The organism is Nostoc mirabile CHAB5784, assembly GCF_020829645.1.
GTDB lineage: Bacteria > Cyanobacteriota > Cyanobacteriia > Cyanobacteriales > Nostocaceae > Nostoc > Nostoc mirabile.
The window spans coordinates 1-5,301 of sequence record NZ_JAIVFS010000221.1 but is presented as its reverse complement, the minus strand read 5'-3'; the positions used below and the strand labels follow the sequence as shown (position 1 = coordinate 5,301).

The 5,301-nt window shown below is 42.0% G+C and carries 4 protein-coding genes and 1 pseudogene; all 5 read left to right on the top strand.

Annotation, left to right across the window (positions count from 1 at the left end):
• Window positions 1-403 precede the first annotated feature (403 nt).
• A pseudogene (locus LC653_RS44460) lies at window positions 404-496 on the top strand (transposase); the annotation flags it as partial.
• A 435-nt stretch (window positions 497-931) separates the two neighbouring features.
• Complete coding sequence (gene acnB / locus LC653_RS44455) at window positions 932-3,562, top strand: bifunctional aconitate hydratase 2/2-methylisocitrate dehydratase (RefSeq protein WP_229501623.1); 2,631 nt, start codon at window positions 932-934, stop codon at window positions 3,560-3,562.
• A gap of 57 nt (window positions 3,563-3,619) precedes the next feature.
• On the top strand, window positions 3,620-4,066 hold the full coding sequence (locus tag LC653_RS44450) for a DUF29 domain-containing protein (RefSeq protein WP_229501622.1): 447 nt from the start codon (window positions 3,620-3,622) through the stop codon (window positions 4,064-4,066).
• 151 nt (window positions 4,067-4,217) lie between these two features.
• Window positions 4,218-4,475 (top strand): hypothetical protein, encoded by a 258-nt coding sequence (locus tag LC653_RS44445; RefSeq protein WP_229501621.1) that lies wholly within the window; start codon window positions 4,218-4,220, stop codon window positions 4,473-4,475.
• A 449-nt stretch (window positions 4,476-4,924) separates the two neighbouring features.
• Window positions 4,925-5,083, top strand: a complete 159-nt coding sequence (locus tag LC653_RS44440) for a RelB antitoxin-like protein (protein ID WP_229501620.1) — start codon at window positions 4,925-4,927, stop codon at window positions 5,081-5,083.
• The last annotated feature ends 218 nt before the right edge of the window (window positions 5,084-5,301 follow it).

Here is a 5,301-nt window from a genome sequence, read left to right as displayed (position 1 = left end):
ATCAGGACACGCGGCCATAATTTTATGCAAACTTTTATGTGATGTTTAGGCTATAACCCTTGAAATGTCGTTAATTTTTGGTCAGGGTATGATTCACAATTTGGTCATCCAGGGGGTAAAAGCACACAACTCTTGGAGACGCTGCGCGAACGCTCCGAATTCAAAATTCACGCATTCAAAATTCAAACATTTTTGATCCCCATAAATAAATTTAGGGACTTCCAAATAAAAAAATATCCCAAAACTGACACAAAACCCTCTCTATTTCTCCTCTCTCTGTGCTCTCTGCGTCTCTGTGGTTCATTTATTTGGATAATTTATTTCTTGAAAATCCCTTAGTTGCTCTGTATCCTTTTCGGTTCCGGTCAGATGGCGATAAGCCTTCGGCATAGTTCGCTTACCGCTACCAGGAGATTTCCCACCTTGGCAGACAGTCTATACATATTTTCGCAATTGGTGCAAAGATGGGACTTGGCAAAAAATTCATGACAGTTTAAGAGGTTGTTTGAAAAGTGGTTAGCTGTGATTTTAGGCACTTGTTGATCCCCCCTAACCCCCCTTAAAAAGGGGGGAATTAGAATCAAAGTCTCCCTTGAAAAGGGGGATTTAGGGGGATCTAAAACTTTTTGCTACCAACGAAAGGACTTTTCAAACATCCTCTAAGAGTTTGGGTTCGCATAGAACATCAACGTCATCCAAGTCCGTCAGAGGCAATAATTGACAGTCAAAGTCTTAAAAGTGCAGTTTGTATAGTAGCAAAATCTATTCGCCTAATACTTTTCAAACTATACCTTCAGTATAAAAACAACTTGCTAATAACCGACTACCAGTAAGGCTTTCACTAATAAAAGTAAGCTAAACTTTTATAGCCGAGTATTGCCTAAAAATATTTCATAATTAAAGGGAGAAAATCCCAATGGAGAACATAAAAATGCTGGAATCATATCGTAAACACGTTGCCCAAAGAGCAGCACTCGGTATTCCCCCTTTACCATTGGATGCGAAGCAAACCTCAGAATTATGTGAATTACTGAAAAATCCGCCAAAGGGTCAAGAGGAGATATTATTACATTTATTGCGCGATCGCGTTTCTCCTGGTGTTGATCCAGCAGCTTATGTTAAAGCTGGATTTCTCACCGCCATTGCCAAAAAGGAAATCATCAGTCCCTTGGTTTCGCGCATAGAAGCGGTGCAATTGTTAGGGACAATGATAGGTGGTTACAATGTGCAAGCTTTAATCGATTTGCTGCAATTTCCCACCGTATCTCTCTCAGACTCATCCCAAACACCTCTGGTAATGGGTGGACAAGGAAAGGAACCCATTGCCGCTTACGCCGCCAACGCCTTAAGCAAAATCCTCTTGGTGTATGACGCCTTCTACGATGTTTTAGAGTTGTCTAAAACCAATCCTTTCGCCAAGCGGGTGATTGACTCTTGGGCGGAAGCTGAATGGTTTACTCTTCGCCCCACAGTACCAGAAGCGATTACTGTCACCGTTTTTAAAGTTCCTGGCGAAACCAATACCGACGATTTATCGCCCGCCCAAAGCGCCACAACTCGCCCAGATATTCCTTTACACGCCTTAGTGATGTTAGAGTCACGGCAACCGGGAAGCTTGGCAACCATTGCCGAATTGAAGAAAAAAGGGCATCCTGTAGCTTACGTGGGGGATGTAGTTGGTACAGGTTCCTCGCGTAAATCTGCCATCAACTCAGTATTGTGGCACATGGGAAATGATATACCTTTTGTGCCAAACAAACGCGCTGGGGGTTATGTTTTAGGTGGTGCGATCGCGCCTATTTTCTTTAACACAGCAGAAGATGCCGGTGCTTTGCCTATTCAGTGCGATGTCACCAAACTAGAAACCCGCATGGTAATTACCATCCATCCCTACAAAGGCGAAATCACTAACGTTGCAGGCGAAGTCATTTCCACCTTTGCCCTCAAACCTGACACCATCCTCGATGAAGTTCGCGCAGGTGGACGCATCCCCCTACTTATCGGACGTACCCTTACCGATAAAACTCGTCTTGCACTTGGTTTAGAACCCAGCACAGTCTTTACCCGTCCCCAGCAAGCCTTTGATACAGGCAAAGGCTACACCCTAGCACAAAAAATGGTAGGTAAAGCTTGCGGATTACCTGGTGTGCGTCCCGGCACATCCTGCGAACCCATCATCACTACCGTTGGTTCCCAGGATACCACAGGCCCCATGACCCGCGACGAATTGAAAGAACTTGCCTGTCTTGGTTTCAGTGCAGACTTAGTGATACAAAGTTTCTGCCACACTGCTGCTTATCCCAAACCAGTAGACATCCAAACCCATCACGAACTCCCCGACTTCTTTGCTTCTCGTGGCGGTGTCGCCCTCCGTCCCGGTGATGGTATTATCCACTCTTGGTTAAACCGGATGCTGCTACCCGACACCGTGGGAACTGGCGGCGACTCTCACACCCGCTTCCCCTTGGGTATTTCCTTCCCAGCCGGTTCTGGATTAGTGGCCTTTGCAGCCGCCTTGGGTGTTATGCCTTTAGATATGCCAGAGTCAGTTTTGGTAAGATTTAAAGGTGAATTGCAACCAGGTATCACCCTACGGGATGTGGTGAATGCCATACCCTACGTCGCAATTCAAAAAGGTTTGCTGACAGCAGAGAAGCAGAATAAGAAAAATGTCTTCTCCGGGCGAATTCTGGAAATAGAAGGTTTGCCAGATTTAAAAGTTGAACAAGCCTTTGAACTCACCGATGCTAGTGCCGAACGTTCTTGTGCCGGATGTACAATTAAGCTGAGTGTAGAGACAATTTCTGAATATCTGCGTTCTAACGTAGCGCTACTGAAAAATATGATAGCACGGGGCTATCACGATCTGCGTACCATGCTGCGCCGTGTGGCAAAGATGGAAGAATGGTTAGCAAATCCCGTGTTATTAGAAGGCGATGCCGATGCGGAGTATGCCGAAATAATTGAAATTGATTTGAACGAAATCAAAGAACCAATTGTTGCTGCTCCCAATGACCCCGATAATGTTAAGTTATTATCGGAAGTTGCTAACGATCCAGTACAAGAAGTATTCGTCGGTTCTTGTATGACGAATATTGGTCATTATCGGGCAACAGCCAAAGTTTTGGAAGGTGCAGGTGAAGTAAAAACTCGCCTGTGGATTTCACCACCAACGCGCATGGATGAACACCAATTAAAAGAAGAAGGTGTATACAGCATTTTTGGGGCTGCGGGTGCGCGTACAGAAATACCAGGATGCAGTTTATGCATGGGTAATCAGGCGCGAGTTGCTGATGGGACAACGGTGTTTTCTACCTCTACGCGCAACTTCAATAATCGCATGGGTAAAGATGCGCGAGTCTATCTTGGTTCAGCAGAATTAGCCGCAGTTTGTGCGCTGCTGGGGCGGCTTCCTACAGTGCAGGAATATTTGGATATTGTGGCGAGTAGAATTCATCCTTTTGCAGATGATTTGTATCGGTATTTGAACTTTGATCAAATCGTCGGTTTTGAGGATGAAGGGCGCATGATTTCTAAAGAAGAGCAGGCTTTGTTAGTATAGTTTAATTAGGTGGGTGTTATGCCCACCTAATATTTAGCGTTTCCAAGAGGAATATTCATGACTAGTCCATCTTTTCTGAATGAAAAAAGCCTTTATCAACAAGACTTTTACTTGTGGACACAAACAATTGCCCATCATTTAAAAGAAAATAATTTTACTGAAATAGATATACCTAATTTAATTGAAGAAATTGAAAGCATGGGGAGAAGTGAAAAACGCGAGTTAAAAAATAGATTAATTGTGCTATTAATGCACTTACTAAAATGGCAATATCAACCAGAAAAACGTAGTGAAAGTTGGCGCAGTACCATTTCTGAACAACGTATCTGTATTGAAACATTATTAGAAGATAGTCCCAGTTTGCAACCTCTACTTGCAGAAGTATTTGAAAATTGTTATCAAAAAGCTCGTCTCAAAGCATCTGATGAAACAGGGATTAAATTAAATTTCTTTCCTAAAGAATCTCCTTTTACATTAGAAGAAACCTTAAAAAATAGTTATTAAGTTGGAGGAAGGAATGAATTTTTATACCGTCGTACTCAGAAAAAATTCTGGCTATTGGGTTGCTTTATGTTTAGAAAACGGCATTGTCGGGCAGGGAAATAGTCAAGAAGATGCAATTAAAAAACTGAAATAAGCAATTGAATCTTTTGAAGTGGTTTATGAGTCTGAAAGTAATATTTATAAATCTCCCGTTTCAATAGATGAATTACATGAATTTTTATTTGTTGAAGAAAAAGAACAAGATTTAGAGATAATTGTGGCGAGTAGAATTCATCCTTTTGCAGATGATTTGTATCGGTATTTGAACTTTGATCAAATCGCAGGTTTTGAGGATGAAGGGCGCGTGATTCCGTTGGAAGATATGCCGAAGATTGAGGATATTTTGGATATGCCAACAGCGGCGAGGTAGGTAATAGTACGGTGGGCAATGCCCACATGAATTATATTATAGAAATGCTCATGGAGATAAACTATATTTTAAAAAACCTGACGAAAAAGAGTTTTTAAATTTGTATTCTGAATTCTCTATTGATATTTAGTTTTCTAAAAATTTTGGAGTTTCGAGTTTAATTTATATCTAGAAAAATTTTGATAGTCTGTAGCAAACTTTGGAAGTTTAGAATAAATTACGACCATCCCAACAATATCTGACCTAACCCCCCAACCCCCTTCCCTACGTTCGCGTAGCGGCACGAAGTGCGGGAAGGGGGAGAAATCCGGCTCCCCTCTCCGCTTCGGAGAGGGGTTGGGGGAGAGGCCAATCCATGCGATCGCTATAAACTGTTAAAATCTAATTGCCTGACACCAAAATTTTAACAGGTGAACACCAATGGATTTTTACACATAGGAGTTATTAAAATGCTTGAAGTTCACAAGAACTATGTTCTCGACGAAAATAAACAACCTATTGCCGTACAAATTCCTATCGCTGAATTTGAAAAGATTGAAGAAATTCTTGAGGATTACAGTTTAGCAAAACTCATGGAGGAAGTAGAGGAAGAAGAAGCACTAAGCTGATGCGCGTCTAGATTGTACATTGCAATCGCTAAGACTGTCCTAAGTCAATTGGTCATCTGTCCTTTGAAATACAAATGACTAATGACAAATGACTAACGCTCTTTTATTACTCTCATGAGAGTATAATTAATTACTAACAGTTTAACTTAGCAAGGGTATTTAATTGGGTTCAAGAACGGCTACCTCCACGATCACCGTGGTAGATCAGTACTGCGATG